Source organism: Klebsiella sp. B345, assembly GCF_051131735.1.
GTDB lineage: Bacteria > Pseudomonadota > Gammaproteobacteria > Enterobacterales > Enterobacteriaceae > Klebsiella.
The window spans coordinates 91478-106652 of sequence record NZ_CP180444.1 but is presented as its reverse complement, the minus strand read 5'-3'; the positions used below and the strand labels follow the sequence as shown (position 1 = coordinate 106652).

The 15175-nt window shown below is 49.7% G+C and carries 11 protein-coding genes and 3 pseudogenes; 12 read left to right on the top strand and 2 right to left on the bottom strand.

The features are described from left to right. Positions 1-151 precede the first annotated feature (151 nt). From sopA to ACMYSO_RS25555, 5 genes and pseudogenes are all read left to right on the top strand, one after another. Positions 152-1318: a plasmid-partitioning protein SopA gene (sopA, locus tag ACMYSO_RS25575; protein WP_418343676.1), complete on the top strand. Its 1167-nt coding sequence runs from the start codon at positions 152-154 to the stop codon at positions 1316-1318. Next, a complete protein-coding gene (locus ACMYSO_RS25570) occupies positions 1318-2289 on the top strand; it encodes a ParB/RepB/Spo0J family plasmid partition protein (protein WP_434670963.1) in 972 nt (323 codons plus the stop codon). Before sopA ends, ACMYSO_RS25570 begins: the two co-directional genes overlap by 1 nt. An 865-nt stretch (positions 2290-3154) precedes the next feature. Next, a complete protein-coding gene (locus tag ACMYSO_RS25565; RefSeq protein WP_434670962.1) occupies positions 3155-3673 on the top strand; it encodes a hypothetical protein in 519 nt (172 codons plus the stop codon). 65 nt (positions 3674-3738) lie between these two features. Next, on the top strand, positions 3739-4029 hold the full coding sequence (locus ACMYSO_RS25560; protein ID WP_434670961.1) for a hypothetical protein: 291 nt from the start codon (positions 3739-3741) through the stop codon (positions 4027-4029). A 45-nt stretch (positions 4030-4074) separates the two neighbouring features. Beyond that, positions 4075-4164 (top strand): annotated as a pseudogene (locus tag ACMYSO_RS25555) (DNA-binding protein); the annotation flags it as partial. Positions 4165-4227: 63 nt separating this feature from the next. Here ACMYSO_RS25555 and ACMYSO_RS25550 read toward each other — a convergent pair. Beyond that, positions 4228-4505 (bottom strand): annotated as a pseudogene (locus ACMYSO_RS25550) (S24 family peptidase); the annotation flags it as partial. A 202-nt stretch (positions 4506-4707) separates the two neighbouring features. Between ACMYSO_RS25550 and ACMYSO_RS25545 the strand changes: the two are divergent. Together ACMYSO_RS25545 and ACMYSO_RS25540 are read left to right on the top strand one after the other, a co-directional pair. Continuing rightward, positions 4708-4938: a hypothetical protein gene (locus ACMYSO_RS25545; RefSeq protein ID WP_434671041.1), complete on the top strand. Its 231-nt coding sequence runs from the start codon at positions 4708-4710 to the stop codon at positions 4936-4938. A gap of 375 nt (positions 4939-5313) precedes the next feature. Next, positions 5314-6411, top strand: a pseudogene (locus ACMYSO_RS25540) (IS3 family transposase). A 208-nt stretch (positions 6412-6619) separates the two neighbouring features. Here ACMYSO_RS25540 and ACMYSO_RS25535 read toward each other — a convergent pair. Further along, a complete protein-coding gene (locus tag ACMYSO_RS25535; protein WP_058656692.1) occupies positions 6620-7228 on the bottom strand; it encodes a TetR/AcrR family transcriptional regulator in 609 nt (202 codons plus the stop codon). Positions 7229-7602: 374 nt separating this feature from the next. On the opposite strand from ACMYSO_RS25535, the gene uidA reads away from it, so the two are divergent. From uidA to ACMYSO_RS25510, 5 genes are all read left to right on the top strand, one after another. Continuing rightward, a complete protein-coding gene (gene uidA / locus ACMYSO_RS25530; RefSeq protein ID WP_434670960.1) occupies positions 7603-9414 on the top strand; it encodes a beta-glucuronidase in 1812 nt (603 codons plus the stop codon). Then, positions 9411-10784 carry a glucuronide transporter gene (gene uidB / locus ACMYSO_RS25525; RefSeq protein ID WP_434670959.1) on the top strand — a complete coding sequence of 458 codons (1374 nt, stop codon included), beginning with the start codon at positions 9411-9413 and terminating at the stop codon, positions 10782-10784. Before uidA ends, uidB begins: the two co-directional genes overlap by 4 nt. Before the next feature lie 49 nt (positions 10785-10833). After that, positions 10834-12099: a glucuronide uptake porin UidC gene (gene uidC / locus ACMYSO_RS25520; RefSeq protein WP_434670958.1), complete on the top strand. Its 1266-nt coding sequence runs from the start codon at positions 10834-10836 to the stop codon at positions 12097-12099. Between the two features lie 300 nt (positions 12100-12399). Continuing rightward, positions 12400-13584: a mannonate dehydratase gene (gene uxuA / locus ACMYSO_RS25515; protein ID WP_434670957.1), complete on the top strand. Its 1185-nt coding sequence runs from the start codon at positions 12400-12402 to the stop codon at positions 13582-13584. 106 nt (positions 13585-13690) lie between these two features. Then, entirely contained in the window at positions 13691-15160 is a 1470-nt protein-coding gene (locus ACMYSO_RS25510) for a fructuronate reductase (protein ID WP_434670956.1), read from the top strand. The last annotated feature ends 15 nt before the right edge of the window (positions 15161-15175 follow it).

Below are 15175 nucleotides of genomic sequence, written 5' to 3'. Positions count from 1 at the left end.
CTACATGGGTTGTGTAGAGACTACATACAACTTCCGTATATTCTGTGACCATCTTTGCATGTTTTGCCTTGCTTTGCTTTTTTATTGTTGCTTTGCATTAATTTCCAAGATTTAATAAAATAATGCAAAGTGATGATTAAAGGATGCTCAAATGGGATTAATGGATACACTTAACCAGTGCATTACGGCTGGTCATGAAATGACAAAGGCAATCGCTATTGCCCAGTTTAATGATGACAGTCCGGAAGCACGAAAAATTACCCGCCGCTGGAGAATAGGCGAAGCAGCAGATTTAGTCGGAGTATCTTCTCAGGCTATCAGGGATGCAGAAAAAGCCGGCCGGCTGCCACACCCCGATCTGGAGACCCGTGGCAGGGTTGAACAGCGTGTTGGCTACACCATCGAACAAATCAACCACATGCGGGATGTCTTCGGTACCCGCCTGCGTCGTTCTGAAGATTCTTTCCCGCCGGTGATCGGTGTCGCTGCCCATAAAGGCGGCGTCTATAAAACTTCTGTCTCGGTTCACCTTGCTCAGGATCTCGCGCTGAAAGGGTTACGTGTTCTGCTGGTTGAAGGCAATGATCCGCAGGGTACCGCATCGATGTACCACGGATGGGTGCCCGATCTTCATATTCATGCAGAAGATACGTTACTCCCCTTCTATCTTGGGGAAAAAGATGATGCCGGCTATGCCGTTAAACCGACCTGCTGGCCGGGCCTAGATATCATCCCTTCCTGTCTGGCACTTCATCGTATCGAAACAGAACTGATGGGAAAATTCGATGAAGGTAAACTCCCCACCGATCCGCACCTGATGCTTCGCCTTGCGATTGAGACCGTGGCTCATGATTATGATGTCATTGTGATAGACAGTGCCCCAAACCTGGGTATTGGTACTATTAATGTCGTGTGTGCTGCCGATGTACTAATCGTTCCGACTCCTGCTGAATTGTTTGACTACACCTCTGCCTTGCAGTTCTTCGACATGCTGCGCGATCTGCTGAAGAACGTTGACCTTAAAGGGTTTGAACCTGATGTGCGGATCCTGTTAACCAAATACAGCAATAACAACGGCTCGCAGTCACCCTGGATGGAAGAACAAATCAGGGATGCCTGGGGAAGTATGGTTCTCAAGAATGTCGTCCGTGAAACAGATGAAGTGGGCAAAGGGCAGATCCGCATGAGAACTGTTTTTGAGCAGGCTATTGATCAACGTTCTTCAACCGGCGCCTGGAGAAATGCGCTGTCTATCTGGGAACCCGTCTGTAATGAAATTTTTGATCGCCTGATTAAACCGCGTTGGGAGATTAGATAATGAAACGTGCGCCAGTCATTCCAAAACATACGGTTACTACGCCTTCAGCGGAAACCCCTTCTTCTCCGGCGCCGGCCGCACCGATGGTTGATTCTTTAATCGCCCGAGTCGGCGCAATGGCTCGTGGGAACACCATCGCGCTGCCCGTATGCGGACGTGAGGTCAAATTCACTCTGGAAGCCATCCCGGGTAGCCTTGTTGAAAATACCTCACGGGTCTGGTCGGGCAATGAACGTGACCAGGAACTCCTGACAGAAGATGCTCTTGATGACCTGATCCCTTCATTCTTACTGGCTGGCCAGCAAACACCGGCGTTTGGCCGTCGGGTTTCCGGTGTTATTGAAGTGGCTGATGGTAGCCGCCGTCGTAAAGCAGCGATCCTGACATCCAGTGACTATCGCATCCTGGTTGGTGATCTCGACGATGAACAGATGTCAGCATTATCCAGACTGGGTAATGACTACCGTCCAACCAGTGCGTATGAACGTGGTCAGCGTTATGCATATCGTCTGCAGAACGAGTTTTCCGGGAATGTCTCAGCGCTTGCTGATGCAGAAAACATTTCACGGAAAATCATCAGCCGTTGTATCAATACATCAAAATTACCAAAGTCCGTCGTTGCCCTCTTCTCTCACCCTGGCGAACTGTCTGCCCGGGCTGGCGAAGCACTTCACAAGGCGTTTTCAGATAAAGAAGCATTACTCCTGCAGCAGGCTGCTGATTTGCATGACCAGAAGAAAGCGGGCGTGATATTTGAACCGGATGAAGTCATCGCACTCCTGACTTCCGCGCTGAAGCCGATACCTGCCAGCAGACCAAATCTGAGCACGCGGCATCAGTTTGTCCCCGGTGCTTCTGCGCTGTACAAGGGTGATAAAGTTATACTGAGTCTCGATAAGACCCGAGTTCCTGTGGAATGTATCGAGAAGATAGAAGCTATTCTGAAGGAACTGGCGATACCTGCGTCCTGATAGGAAGTTTCCGTATGTAATGCAATTATAGTTTCCTCTTTTTTCTGTCCTCACCCCACTTCTTTCCTGAGCGGGCTCTGGAATTCTTTCCTGGCCTGCTGCTTCATTCACTTCCTTACAATGACTTTTGTTGAGCTCATACTACCCTGAGCTCAACTGGGACCACGGTCCCACGGGCCAGATTGAACATTGGCATGTCACTGGGACCACGGTCCCACGGGTCAGCTTGAATATCGGTATATCACTGGGACCACGGTCCCACGGGTCAGTTGAACATTGGTATGTCGCTGGGATCACGGTCCCACGGGCCAGATTGAACATCAGTATGTCGCTGGGACCACGGTCCCACGGGTTAGCTTGAATATCGGTATATCACTGGGACCACGGTCCCACGGGCCAGATTGAACATTGGCATGTCACTGGGACCACGGTCCCACGGGTCAGATTGAATATCGGTATATCACTGGGACCATGGTCCCACGGGCCAGATTGAACATCGGTATATCACTGGGACCACGGTCCCACGGGTCAGTTGAACATTAGTTTGCATCTGGGAAAGTAGTCAGCTTTCAGGACTTAAGCCTATATGCCGTCGTGGGGAGGAACCTTGTTGCTACCTACAAATCTATGTTCAATAGGGAGCATGCTACGACAGATTGTTGGGGGGAACAGGGAGATTCGGCTTTATGGAAGTATCAGTCAGTATCGTTCGCGCAATACATTCAGTTTGACGGCTATGAAGACTAGATTATGGCGGAGCCGATAGAGTCCGCCGGGCGAGTAGGATAACTTATCCAGGAAATCCGCGTCCGGGGGGGGATCATCAGCAAACGTAAACTGACGCAGGGAGGGACAGGTATTACAGATGGAGGCCAGGCTAGCTAAAGATAACAGCAAACAATCTTCTACGCGCTGCAAGCTAGATTGTGAAACCGGGAAGTTCGCCGGCACTGCGGTCGGGAGTGGCGCCTGGAGTTTACGCCGTTTTGATTTGACCTGTATCCGGAAGTTCCAGTTTGATGAAAAATCGTCAGGCATGCTGAACGGTACCGACCCGGTGGACCTGACGGAGACCTGGTACTGCCAGCTGGACGTCGCGTTACGGGCAGAGGGGATCACCGGTCTGAATGAGGAGGTCAGGCAGGCCGTTATCACCCCTGACGAAACGCTCCGCGGCCTGCCGGCGCCGGCGCGCCTGATGCAGGTTCTGCGCGACAGTCCGGAGGCATTCCCGCTCACTGCTGCCAGCTATGATGACACGGAAGCCGCGCTGGCTGACCTGCTGTCCCGCGCGGGGTTCACCGCCGACCAGGTGCAGGAGCTGCAGTGGCATCGCATCCGCTGGCCGCTGATGAGTCAGGAAGCATCTGACCGCGCGAGCTAAACTGTCTGCTGGACGACCTGGAACGACAGCAGCTGTACTGCAGGCGTGATCAACTGGTGGACATCGTGTTTTCGCCGGTACGCAAACCCGGCGAGAGCTGGACTGAACGTCTGCAGTGGCTCCTGATTACGGATGGATTTGGGTTCCGCAGTCCGCCGTCCCGTGAAGCGGCCGCCCGAGCTCTGGCTATCCTGGCCGGTTACACGGGACGGGAGGTGGCGGAGCATCTGGCCACGGTGATGGTGTGGAATGACGCCGGAGCAATGAGCCTGCTGTCTTCAGCTGGCCACGTTCATCTGAGCGTGACCAACAGGCGTAGCAAAACCCTGGCTGTGGATCTCCGGCCTGGTGCATGAGAACCGGGACCGCCCACAACCTCCACAAGGAACAACAGCTGAACCATGAAAGTCACGGAAACCCGACTGGACACCCTGATGGATAATCTGAATACCATGATTTGTGAGGACAGCCTGCTGATGCGCGCAGAATGCTAGGTCCTGATGCGAGCTGTCATCATCGGTGCCATGAAAGAGCGCGTCAGCATGAAAAAAAGACTCGTCCTCAATCTCGGCAATAACGATATTGCCATGCTGGATTTTTTCCGCTTTATCAACGACCAGCAGTTCGCCGGAATAAAGACCGATGTCCGTCATCGAATTTCCTATGGTCCTGACAAGATCGGTCGAGAGACGCCGGCGAATACAATACTCGTAGAGGCCCAGTTCTGATTCGGTGTAATCGGCGGCAGGGGAGGGAAAACCTGCCGCTCATCGTTCAGTGAAAGCGGAAGAGTTGGTATTCCTGGGTTGAGTGTTGCTGGTGTGAATTTCATTGTCTTTTTTTGCTGTGTATATATACAGGAATTGTTTCCGACAGCTTATTTTTGCAAGCCTCTTTACGCCGCCCCTCGATAAACCCACTGCTGTGATGGCGATAAAAGTGTCATGTAACAAAAACGCATGCAAGGGCGGCACTGAACTAGTTATCCTGTAATATACTAATAGCAAATGAATTTCATTGCCGAAGAGGTCTTTATGCCACCCGGTTTCAGAAATATCCTCAGGTTTGCCGGCGTCCCGTTAGACAGCAGTGAACCTGTACGAAGAAAATACGGCAGTCGGCTGATTGGCATCGTAACCATATGCCTGCTTCCTCTTCTGGTGTTCGAAGTCCCGCACTGGATTTTTGTCTTGTCGCAAGTTATCTGGGGAGCGGGCGTTTATGTCGGCCTGTCCCTGGTCGGAGATAAATTCCGTCCCCGCTGATGTTTCCTTTTCATTGAGGTTAAAAAACGAACAGGTGGTATGGTGTCAGCTTTACGGCTCTTCTCCGGCACCTACCTCCAGGTTATCCACAGAGTTAAGCCATCCCTTTGTGGATATATGTGCGGGTACCCCTTCTTCAGTCTGGTGCGGTAGGTAGCCTGCTTCCCGCTGCCAGACTCACGTGCGTGGGTTCCCCGACTGCGCCGTTGACCTCATTGTCACTGAACTTCCGTACCTCATTGGCTTTAAGGGGCGTCTGGGCTGCCAGATTGCCGGGGTGATATCGGATGGATGGCTGTAAGCATCCCTGCAATCCGCACCATTCACTTTTGGAGATCTTCCGACATACTGATTATGTCCTCTGAGGAGATCACCATGCGTAAAGCCCGATTCACCGAACACCAGATCATTACCGTTCTGAAGTCCGTCGAAGCCGGACGGATGTCTGCCGTGAAGCCGGTATATCCGAAGCCAGTTATTACAACTGGAACGCGAAGTTTGGTGGTATATCAGCCTCTGATTTTAAAAGATAAAAGACCTCGAGGATGAAAATCGTCGTCTCAAACAAATGTTTGCCGATATCAGCCTTGAATACCGGGCCCTGAAAGACGTTATCGAAAAAAGTTTAAAACCAGCGATAAAGCGTAAACTCGTCAGCTATCTGACGGCGCAATTTGCCATGAGTTTACGCAAGGCATGCAGGACATTATCGCTGAGCAGGACAGTGTATTTTTAACAGCCCAATACCCGGCGTAATGAACCGGTGATCCAGTTGCTGGCTTAGCTGGCAGAGCGCTACCCACGGTATGGTTTTAATAAGCTGTTCCAGTTGCTACGCAGGCAGGGTAAGGCCTGGGATCATAAACGCGCTCACCACATTACTGTCTACTGAAACTGAATTTTTGCCGCAAGGGAAAGCAGCGTCTGCCGGTACGCAACCCGGTGGCACTGGTGACGCCAGGAGCGTTGAACCAGAGCTGGTCCATCGATTTTATGCACGATGCGCTGGTCTGTGGCAGACGCTTCCGAACCTTCAATGTGGTGGATGATTTTAACCGTGAAGCACTGGCGATAGAAATCGACCTGAATATCCCGACGCAGTGGGTGGTCAGAGTGCTGGACAGGATCGTTGCAAACCGGGGCTATCCGCTGAAGATGCGGATGGACAACGGTCCAAAACGGGTCTCACTGGTGCTGGCACAATGGGCTGAGGAACATGGTGTGATGCTGGAATTTATCAAACTAGGTAAGTCGACGCAGAATGCGTTTATCGAACGCTTTAACCGGACGTACCGGACAGAAATCCTGGATTTTTATCTGTTCAGAACCCTGAATGAAGCCAGGGAAATTACAGAGCACTGGCTGATGGATTATAACAGCGAGCGACCTCATGAATCCCTGAACAACCTGACGCCGGAAGGGTACCGACTGATGGCGGAAAGCCCGGAATACTCAAAAAATGCATGGAACTAAAGCTGGGATACTTAGAAGACAAGTCCATTTCTGACTAAGGCGACGGCATAAGGAAACCGCAGACAGAACTGAGTGTGTGGTCCTGAAAATGGCCCTGAATGACAAACCGGTGTTTTGGGATCACCCTGCACACCTTGGTTCAGGGGAGGGGGGCATCATTCCTAAATTTTGTTTCTGAATTGAGAATTGCAGATCAGAACAAATGCGCTCATGTACCTTGTTTGTTGACGGTGTTTCCTACATGCAGCATTCCGCCGATCATATCGCGAAATGTCATTGCGAAATCAGCATCCCGTGAATTTTCATCTGCTTCAATATCGGACAAGATGCCATAGGTCAGAGATAACAGTAACCTGGCCGCCTTTCTGTTATTGATATTATTGCCGATCTCCCCTTTGGCCTGCGCATCGTTGAAACGTGCAACGAGGAAATCTGTGATGGTCTGGTATTTGCTTTTGAGCATGTCCGCGACCTGAGGATTTCGCATCCCCTCCGCCATTATTTCCATAACTAACGCGCGTTGAGCGCAATCTTCATGTGTGACGTCAATCATAGAGTCCACCAGATAATCTACCAGGCCAACGCCTTCGAGTGGATGACGGAAGCGGGTTAAGGCTCTTTCCTGATCTTCAAGGATTATGGCCTGAATCAAGGCCTCTTTTGACACGAAGTGGTGATACAAGGTTCCAGGACTCATGTCGCTGGCCTTGCAGATGGTTTTCATTGACGTGTTATGAAAACCATTTTCTGCAAAGCACTCTCTTGCGGCCTTCAGGATCCTGGTACGCGTTGACATTCCGGATAATGTTTTACCCATTAAGGTTGCTCGATTCTTCTTCGAAAACAACAGTGTAACCGGTGATTAGATTGACGCCTACCGGCAAATTAACTTTTTTGGTCAACCAATATTTTATGTTGCGTAGCCTTTCCGAAGTGAGAAACACATGCAGGGAAATTAGAATGAACGTTCGGTTGGGTATTTTTCACTCTATGTCAATTGGTGGTTTTATGTATATGTGATTGGTGTAGCATAAACTACATTGCAAATTTTAATTTTATGACATTCTCTTCAGTTCTTTGTGGTGTGGATTCTCCGCAGTGATTCATCCGTGATAACAATGCGGTCTATGAACTGGTTAACTTGTACTTTTTTTGGTTGACCAATCACCCACAAAGAAAAGGAGAGTTGTGATGTTACGTCCTGTTGAAACTTCAACCCGAGAAATCAAGAAACTAGATGGTCTGTGGTCATTCTGTCTGGATACTGCTGATTGCGGCATGGCACAGCAATGGTGGAAGCGCCCGCTTTCTCCAAGTCGTGCGATTGCAGTACCTGGTAGCTTTAACGATCAGTTCGCCGATGCTGATATTCGCAATTACGTTGGGAACGTCTGGTATCAGCGGCAGGTATTTATTCCGAATGGGTGGGGTAACCAACGTATTGTTCTACGGTTTGACGCGGTCACGCATTATGGAAAGGTCTGGGTTAACGATAACTTTTTAATGGAACATCAGGGTGGGTATACACCTTTTGAGGCTGATATTAGCCATCTTGTTTCACCGGGTGAAAATGTCCAGGTCACAGTCTGTGTGAATAACGAACTCAACTGGCAGACGATTCCTCCAGGAATAGTGACATGTGATGATAATGGTAAGAAGCAACAATCCTATTTCCATGATTTCTTTAACTATGCCGGCATTCATCGCAGTGTCATGCTCTATACCACTCCACGCTCTTTCGTTGAAGATATCACTGTGGTGACCCATGTCAGTGAGAATGGTGAAGAGGCCACCATTTGTTGGCAAGTTACGGGCAAGGGAAATATTGCTGTTGAATTACGTGATGCGGAACAGCAACTTGTCGCTTCAGGGCAAGGGGCTGAGGGCCAGTTACGATTGACTTCCCCATGCTTGTGGCAGCCTGGTGAAGGCTATCTATATAATTTTAAAGTGGTTTTGTCTGACTCGGCAGAGCGTGATGAATACCCGCTGCGCGTGGGTATCCGTTCAGTTGAAGTGAAGGGAGAACAGTTTCTGATTAACAACAAACCTTTTTATTTCACTGGGTTTGGGCGTCATGAAGATGCCGACTTACGAGGGAAAGGATTTGATAACGTCCTGATGGTCCACGACCATGCGCTAATGGAATGGATTGGTGCGAACTCATATCGAACATCACATTATCCCTATGCTGAGGAGATGCTCGACTGGGCGGATGAGCAGGGCATTGTCATAATCGATGAGACAGCTGCAGTCGGCTTTAACCTGTCTCTGGGCATTGGCTTTGATGCGTGCGAAAAACCGACGTCATTGTACGGCGATGGCGCAATTAATGATCGGACCCAACAGGCGCACCTTCAGGCTATTCGGGAACTCATCGCACGCGATAAAAACCACCCAAGCGTTGTCATGTGGAGTATTGCCAATGAACCGGATACACGTCCTGAAGGGGCCAGGGAATACTTTGAGCCTCTGGCGATTGCGACACGCGAGCTTGATCCGACCCGACCTATTACCTGTGTCAATGTGATGTTCTGTGATGCTGAAAGCGATACGATCACCGATCTTTTCGATGTGGTTTGCCTTAACCGCTACTACGGATGGTATTTACAAAGTGGCGATCTTGAGAAAGCTGAACGTGTGCTGGAAAAAGAGCTGCTGGCATGGCAGGACAAACTTCATCGTCCCATCATTATTACCGAATATGGTGTTGATACCATGGCCGGACTGCATTCGATGTACACCGATATGTGGAGCGAAGAGTTTCAGTGTGCGTGGCTCGATATGTACCACCGTGTTTTCGATCGGGTTAGTGCCGTGGTGGGCGAACAGGTCTGGAATTTTGCTGATTTTTCTACTTCTCAAGGAATTATGCGCGTTGGTGGCAACCGCAAAGGGATTTTTACCCGCGATAGAAAACCGAAATCCGCTGCTTTCCTGCTGAAAAAACGCTGGACTACCATGACATTTGGCGAGAAACCTCAGCAGGGAGAGTCATTATGAGCCAGCAGCTCTCCTGGCGCGCCATCATCGGCTATAGTCTGGGTGATGTCGCTAATAATTTTGCCTTCGCTATGGGGGCACTATTTCTTCTGAGCTACTACACCGACGTCGCAGGCGTCGGTGCCGCAGCTGCGGGAACGATGCTATTGCTGGTGCGTGTTTTTGACGCCTTTGCTGATGTCACGGCGGGGCGTATTGTGGACAGTGTTAATACGCGTTGGGGAAAATTCCGTCCTTTCCTGCTTTTCGGCTCAGCACCTTTAATGGTTTTCAGCGTTCTGGTTTTTTGTGTCCCCGCAGAGTGGAGCCACAGCAGCAAAGTTATTTACGCGTATATTACTTATATGGGACTGGGAATTTGCTATAGCCTTGTGAATATCCCTTATGGCTCACTTGCGACGGCCATGACCCAACAGCCGCAATCACGTGCCCGGCTTGGCGCTGCGCGCAGTATCGCGGCCTCACTCACCTTTGTTTGTCTGGCGTTTCTCATCGGGCCACGGATTAGCAGTGCCAGTCCGACTGAAATGCAGGATGTTTATCTCTTCTGGACTATTATCCTGGCAGTTGCAGGTACTGTGCTATATTTCGTCTGTTTTAAATCGACCAAAGAAAATGTCGTGCGTATCGTGGCGCAGCCTTCGATGAAGATAAGTTTACAGACGGTAAAGCAAAATCGACCCTTGATTATGCTGTGTGCTGGGGCACTGTGTTTACTTATCTCGACCTTTGCGGTCAGTGCATCTTCATTATTTTATGTTCGTTATGTTTTAAATGATGCTGGACTTTTCTCGGTGATGGTATTGGTTCAGATGTTGATAGGAACTGTTGCCTCGGCTCCGATGGTTCCGCGATTGGTCACTTGTGTTGGGAAAAAGAACACCTTCCTGATTGGCTCATTGCTTGGAACTAGCGGTTATCTGTTGTTTTTTTATATGTCGGCTCATTCCGTTCCTGTTGCGCTCACCGCGCTGGCCATCGCTTCTGTTGGTCAGGGAATATCGATGACGGTGATGTGGGCACTTGAGGCGGATACTGTCGAGTATGGCGAGTATCTGACAGGTGTGAGAATTGAGGGGTTAACCTACTCACTGTTTTCCTTTACTCGCAAGTGTGGTCAGGCCATCGGCGGTTCAATTCCGGCATTTATTCTGGGGCTAAGCGGATATATTGCTAACCAAGCGCAAACACCGGAAGTCATTATGGGTATCCGTATGTCGATTGCGCTGGTACCTTGTGGATTCTTATTATTAGCATTTATTATTATGTGGTTTTATCCGCTAACAGATCAGAAATTCAAAGAAATTATTTTAGAGATTGATGCGCGTAAAAAAACGCAACAAAAACTAATCGACGACTTTAAAAAATAATAGCCATATAGTTTTATTATAAAATAATTACAAAACCAAAGGTTAAACGATGAATAAAATAACACGTTTGACGGCTATTGCTATAGCCGTGGCCTCGGTGTGTACCTCTGTATTAGCGGAACAAATCTCTGACGATGAAGCAGCATTAAGATTTAGATTGAAAAATGAGTTGCGCAGAGCGGACAAGCCCAGCGCCGGTACTGGGAGCGATATATATGCCTGGGTGCAAGGAGGGCTCGTTGATTTTAACAGTGGTTATTACTCTCAATTTATAGGGGTAGAGGGGGGAGCCTATTACGTTTATAAACTTGGCGCCCGAGATAATATGAGTACGCGCTGGTACTTAGATGACCATGAAAGTTTTGGCTATGCACTTGGAGCTCTAAAAATAAAATCTGGTGACAATGTTAGATTGAAAATAGGGCGTTTTGGAACGGATTATAGTTACGGGAGTTTACCGTGGCGAATCCCCCTTATCGGTAGCAGTTCACAGCGTACATTACCTACGGTTTCCGAAGGCGCTTTAGGTTATTTCGCTCCGACAGAGAATTTTGAACTTTGGGCAATGTGGCGCACACGAGTATTTCAATGGACCGACTCGGCAACCGGTATTCGTGATGAAGGTGTATATAACAGTAAGACCGGAAAATACGATAAGCATCGATCTCGCTCATTTTTAACCGCCAGCTGGCATGATGATCGTAGCCGTTATTCACTGGGAGGCTCAGTACAGAGAGATGTATCTCACCAGCTGCAGAGCATTATTGAACAAACAATCCCGTTGTCGTCGGGATATGCCCTGAAGGGCGAGCTATTGGGTTTCTATGCCGGACTTGATGGGTTGAGCCGCTCGTCAAGCCAGCCGAATGAGACTGCATTGGTCAGCGGTCAGTTGACCTGGAGTGCGCCGTGGGGAAGTCTTTTCGCCAGCGGTGGATATCTCCGCCATTCGATGAATGGTGCAGTGGTTGATACAGATATTGGCTATCCCTTCTCACTCAGCCTCGATCGCAACCGCGAAGGGATGCAGTCCTGGCAGATGGGGGCCAACTATCGACTGACACCGCAGCTGACTTTAACACTGGCACCAGTTGTCACCCGTGGCTACGAATCCAGTCAGCGAGATGTACAAATTGAAGGTATGGGGCTGCTCGGCGCGGTTAACTATCGGGTTGCCGAGGGGCCGCTCAGCGGGATGAATATATTCCTTGCCGCCGATAAGGGCCGTGAAAAGCGCGACGGCAGTTCGCTAGGTGACAGACTTAATTACTGGGATGTGAAGATGAGTATCCAGTATGACTTTATGCTGCGGTAATGCTGACGGGAGGGGCATTTTCACTACGACATCGGATGGCTTCAGGATAGCTGGGGTGTTGTGACTTTCGGTAGTTGCTTAGCTTGTTCATCAGCACCTGCCTGAGTATGGCCTTGAGACTCCTGACGAAGCATGTGCGATGAAGAACGGATTGGCATTTATTAAAAAATTAATTGGTCGACCAATAGGTTGGCTTGTTTGGCGGGTTGTTTGACTGTATGACTCGTCCCCCCTAAACATGGCTATAGCCTGTTTGAGCTGTATAAAACAGCGATCTCATCGTAAGAGAGGAGTTGAAATATGAAACAAACCTGGCGTTGGTATGGCCCTAATGACCCGGTAACGCTTGCCGATGTACGTCAGGCTGGCGCAAGTGGCGTGGTAACCGCATTACACCATATCCCTAATGGGCTGGTTTGGTCTGTTGAAGAGATTATGGAGCGTAAAACTATTGTCGAAGAGGCGGGGCTCGAGTGGTCTGTGGTCGAGAGCGTGCCGATTCATGAGGATATCAAAACCCACAGTGGTCAATACGATCTGTGGATAAACAATTATCAACAGACGCTGCGTAACCTGGCACAATGCGGGATCTACACCGTTTGCTACAACTTCATGCCTGTACTGGACTGGACTCGCACGGATCTTGAATATGTTTTGCCGGATGGTTCAAAAGCGTTGCGTTTTGACCAGATAGAATTCGCAGCGTTTGAGTTACACCTCTTACAACGCCTAGGGGCAGAAACTGATTACACAGCAGAAGAGATAGAGCTGGCCAACCAACGCTTCGCTGCCATGAGTGAAGAAGATAAAGCACGCCTGACTCGCAATATAATTGCTGGTCTTCCGGGAGCAGAAGAGGGCTATACGCTAGATCAGTTCCGCGCCCATCTGACGACTTATCAAAATATTGATAAAGCAAAATTGCGTGACAACTTTGCGTATTTCCTCAAAGCCATCGTTCCGGTTGCCGAAGCGACCGGCGTTCGTATGGCGGTACACCCTGATGACCCGCCGCGCCCGATCCTAGGTCTACCGCGTATAGTCTCCACCATTGAAGATATGCAGTGGATGGTGGAGACCGTCAACAGCATGGCGAATGGTTTCACCATGTGTACCGGTTCCTACGGCGTCCGTGCGGATAACGATTTGGTCAGTATGATTCAACTGTTCGGCCCACGTATTTACTTCACGCATTTACGCTCAACATTGCGTGAAGATAACCCAAAAACGTTCCATGAAGCTGCGCATCTGTATGGTGATGTGGACATGTATGCCGTGGTGAAGGCCATCGTCGAGGAAGAGTATCGCCGTAAAGCCGAAGGCTACGAGGATCTGATCCCTATGCGTCCTGACCATGGGCATCAGATGCTGGACGATTTGAAAAAGAAAACAAATCCGGGCTACTCGGCAATTGGCCGTCTGAAAGGGTTGGCTGAAGTACGAGGAGTCGAACTGGCGATTCAGCGCGCCTTCTTCAGTCATTAAGTTTCCGCCGATGGCGTCACCGGCCATTCAGCATTTATATCCACTGCAGTAGACACATACTCACCCACATTTCGTGGGTGAAGTCATCGCACGACAGGAGTTTGCCATGGAACAAAATATCGTTAGCGGCTCGCTTTCCGCTACCCGTCCGCAATGGGACGGTTCGCGTCTGGTTTCCCGTATCGTCCACCTGGGATGCGGGGCGTTTCACCGTGCACATCAGGCGTTGTTTACTCACCATTTGCTGGAGTGTAGCGACAGCGACTGGGGGATCTGTGAAGTTAACCTGATGCCGGGGAACGATGCACGGTTGATTGAAAGCCTTAGAGCACAAAATCTGCTTTATACCGTCGCAGAACGCGGAGCGGAAATAACAGAACTTAAGATCATTGGCTCAATGAAAGAAGCTCTGCACCCTGAATTTGATGGATGTGACGGGATTCTGAAAGCCATGACGCGTCCCGAGACGGCGATTGTTTCTCTGACAGTGACGGAAAAGGGCTACTGCACGGATGCAGCCAGCGGCAAGTTGGATCTGAACAACCCTCTGATTAAACATGACCTTACATCACCACAACAACCTAAGTCGGCTATTGGATACATCGTTGAGGCTTTAGACATGCGTCGTCTGCATGGGGTAAGGCCATTTACCGTTCTGTCATGTGATAACGTTCGAGAGAATGGTCTCGTTGCCAGAGCGGCGGTTATAGGACTGGCAAAGGCACGTTCGACGGAGCTGGCGACGTGGATTGCGCAAAACGTAACATTCCCTTGTACCATGGTTGACCGTATTGTTCCGGCAGCAACGGAAGAGACACTACAACTGATTGCCGATCAGCTTGGTGTGTTCGATCCCTGTGGTATAGCCTGCGAGCCTTTCCGTCAGTGGGTGATAGAAGATAACTTTGTCAATGGCAGACCGGAGTGGGACAACGTCGGGGCACAGTTTGTCGAAGACGTCGTACCATTTGAAATGATGAAACTACGGATGCTGAACGGCAGTCACTCTTTTCTGGCGTATCTTGGCTATCTGGCCGGCTATGAAACAATCGCCGATACCATGGCTAATCCAGAATATCGTCAGGCGGTACGGAAGTTGATGCTGAATGAACAAGCTCCCACGTTGTCGATGCCTGAGGGCACTGATTTATCGGGTTACGCTGATTTACTACTCTCCCGTTTTACCAACCCTTCACTCAGGCACCGTACCTCGCAGATTGCAATGGATGGCAGTCAGAAACTACCGCAACGCCTGCTTGATCCAATTCGTATCCATTTGGCAAAGGGAACCGATCATCGTCATCTGGTTCTTGGCGTTGCTGGATGGATGCGCTACGTTCGTGGTCTTGACGATAAAGGACAAAAGATAGATATCGTCGATCCACTTTTTACCCGCTATCAGGCCATCCATCAGCAGTATCATAGCGCGCAAGAACGTGTACGTGCGCTACTGGCAATTGAGTCAATTTTTGGTCGCGATCTGCCAGAAAATAGCTCGTTCGTAAATGCGGTCATGGAGACGTACGTCCGGCTGGAACAGCGCGGGGCACGCGCGGTGCTTGAATCTCTACAGTGATTAATAAAGGAGAAA

Bases quoted from the DNA above. Each gene is read 5' to 3' on its own strand.
- sopA (WP_418343676.1), top strand. From the start codon at position 152: ATGGGATTAATGGATACACTTAACCAGTGCATTACGGCTGGTCATGAA.
- ACMYSO_RS25570 (WP_434670963.1), top strand. From the start codon at position 1,318: ATGAAACGTGCGCCAGTCATTCCAAAACATACGGTTACTACGCCTTCA.
- ACMYSO_RS25565 (WP_434670962.1), top strand. From the start codon at position 3,155: ATGGAGGCCAGGCTAGCTAAAGATAACAGCAAACAATCTTCTACGCGC.
- ACMYSO_RS25545 (WP_434671041.1), top strand. From the start codon at position 4,708: ATGCCACCCGGTTTCAGAAATATCCTCAGGTTTGCCGGCGTCCCGTTA.
- ACMYSO_RS25535 (WP_058656692.1), bottom strand. From the start codon at position 7,228: ATGGGTAAAACATTATCCGGAATGTCAACGCGTACCAGGATCCTGAAG.
- uidA (WP_434670960.1), top strand. From the start codon at position 7,603: ATGTTACGTCCTGTTGAAACTTCAACCCGAGAAATCAAGAAACTAGAT.
- uidB (WP_434670959.1), top strand. From the start codon at position 9,411: ATGAGCCAGCAGCTCTCCTGGCGCGCCATCATCGGCTATAGTCTGGGT.
- uidC (WP_434670958.1), top strand. From the start codon at position 10,834: ATGAATAAAATAACACGTTTGACGGCTATTGCTATAGCCGTGGCCTCG.
- uxuA (WP_434670957.1), top strand. From the start codon at position 12,400: ATGAAACAAACCTGGCGTTGGTATGGCCCTAATGACCCGGTAACGCTT.
- ACMYSO_RS25510 (WP_434670956.1), top strand. From the start codon at position 13,691: ATGGAACAAAATATCGTTAGCGGCTCGCTTTCCGCTACCCGTCCGCAA.